Raw genomic sequence first — 1,905 nt, 5'->3', positions numbered from 1 at the left:
CTTTATGGGCTGAATGCTCCCGCCAAGGGCCATGGTGAAGGCTGGGTGTCTGCTGTGACATACTCTCCGAGTCTCAAAAAAAATATCGCGTTGGCCCTTCTGTCGCGGGGACCGCAGCGCTTCGGCGAGACGATCCAGGTCGTCGATTTCGTTGGCAATCAAAGAATGGAAGCTAAAGTGGTCTCCCATCATTTCTTCGACCCTGAAGGACATCGCCAGAATGGCTAGCAGGCTTGAGTTGCCCGTCGGTGGCGCAACCAGTCACGACCGGGATGTCACGATCAATGAAATAGAACTGGGGTATCTGACGCAGCTCGCAGGCTGGGGAAAGTTCGACGAAAGGGCGAATGAAGCTCTTCGAGCAAAAGGCCTCGCGCTGCCAGATGGCTACCGTTTATCGGTGCACCGTGGGTCGACGACAGTTTGGCGTATCGCGCCTGATCGGGTGCTGGTTCGGTCGGACACCGCTCTTAGCTTTGAAAGCGCGACAGATCTTGCAGTGCTGGATTTGTCTGACTCGCGTGTATGTTTGATGCTGGAAGGGCCGGGCGCTAGCGGGCTTCTCAGTCGCGTCGCTTCTCTGGATTTCTCCGATATGGCTTTTGACATTGGCTCGTTCGCCCAGACGGCTATCCACCATGTCAGTGTCCTGATCGACCATCCCGGCCCCGATCAGTTCGCAATCCTCATCCCAACGACCTATGCGACGTCACTCACCAGTTACTTCGCAGATCATCTCATAGGCAGGGAGGCGACCAAGTCAGGAAATGGTTAAATTAGCGAAAGAGCGACACTCCGATGGTCTTGTATCTGTCCTTTCTGCAATTAACCTCTCATTGCCTCCAAACGAGCACTGCCTGCGATCTCATGGAACGCAATCCGCTGAGCTCCGACCCAGCTCGATGCGTAGATGTGGAAGGTTCAGCACCGAGCGATCCCCGCCATTGTGCGCCTATAGCTAATACAGCTGGCATCAGATCAGCCTCGCTCCGTCCCCCGTCAAAGTATAAGTGGATCGCCTGTCCAGCTCGATCTCCATCTGACCTGGCTCTCTTCGACCTTCTTGATACGGGTGAGTAACACTGGCTTGGGGACATTCAATGATTGACCACCCTAGAGTCTCGCTCTACCACCTTCGAGAGCTACCTCGACGGCTCGGCGAGCGCCTAACGTTTCAGCTCACGAGAGATATGTTTGACCATCATCTCGATCGCAACGTCTGCCAGTATTCAACGACTGCAATCGGGCCACCATTAACAAGTTGGAGGGTAAAATATTGGCAACTCCTAATCTCATCGAAAGTGACAAACTTGACGCAGCCTATGTAGACGCGATTCGCGACGGGCTGAGTGACTACAATCAACGCAAGATCGGCCTGCCTGGCGGCGTGCCGCTGGTGATCGCGGCTGAAGACCCTGAATCGGGTACAATTGTGGGTGGTCTGATCGGATCGACAGTTCACGCGGTTCTTTATGTGGAACAGCTCTTCATCGACGATGCTCACCGTGGCACAGGCCTTGGTGCGCGGGTCCTTGCCGCCGGCGAGGAAGCCGCACGCCGGCGTGGGTGTCGTACTGCTGTGCTTTGGACAGCCACGTTTCAGGCGCCCGCGTTCTACGAGCGTCGAGGCTGGGAAGCATTTGGCGAAGTGGAATGTGCACCTCCCGGCGAGAAGGTAATTTTCCTGCGTCGATGCCTTTGATCATAGGCAATACGGCCTCTCAGTAGGCGTACGTCGCATTTTACCGATAGGCGCCGCAGACGATCAACTTTCGGAGATGGCTTGGTGTCATCGCCGGTCGAGGTGATATCGATCACGCGCGCATCGATCTGACTACAAAGCTCACACCGCCTGTGGCAGTCGGATCCTTGAGCGACAACCAAGAGGGCCTCAGGCACATATAT

3 protein-coding genes are annotated in these 1,905 nt (G+C 55.6%); all 3 read left to right on the top strand.

Going from position 1 to position 1,905, the window contains the following annotated elements; translation table 11 throughout:
* The coding region (locus EOA60_RS30955) for a glycine cleavage T C-terminal barrel domain-containing protein (protein ID WP_164899688.1) at window positions 1–228 on the top strand (228 nt) is incomplete at its 5' end.
* Window positions 221–775 carry a hypothetical protein gene (locus EOA60_RS30950; protein ID WP_127335261.1) on the top strand — a complete coding sequence of 185 codons (555 nt, stop codon included), beginning with the start codon at window positions 221–223 and terminating at the stop codon, window positions 773–775. The genes EOA60_RS30955 and EOA60_RS30950, both read left to right, overlap by 8 nt.
* 501 nt (window positions 776–1,276) lie before the next feature.
* A complete protein-coding gene (locus tag EOA60_RS30945; protein WP_164748272.1) occupies window positions 1,277–1,702 on the top strand; it encodes a GNAT family N-acetyltransferase in 426 nt (141 codons plus the stop codon).
* Window positions 1,703–1,905: the final 203 nt, after the last annotated feature.

Source organism: Mesorhizobium sp. M1A.F.Ca.IN.020.06.1.1 (genome assembly GCF_004023265.1).
GTDB lineage: Bacteria > Pseudomonadota > Alphaproteobacteria > Rhizobiales > Rhizobiaceae > Mesorhizobium.
Note: the sequence above shows the minus strand (reverse complement) of the source record. Positions and strands in the feature narration are given on the sequence as shown.

Excerpts from the sequence above, each read along its gene's own strand:
- EOA60_RS30950 (WP_127335261.1), top strand. The coding sequence starts at position 221 with ATGGCTAGCAGGCTTGAGTTGCCCGTCGGTGGCGCAACCAGTCACGAC.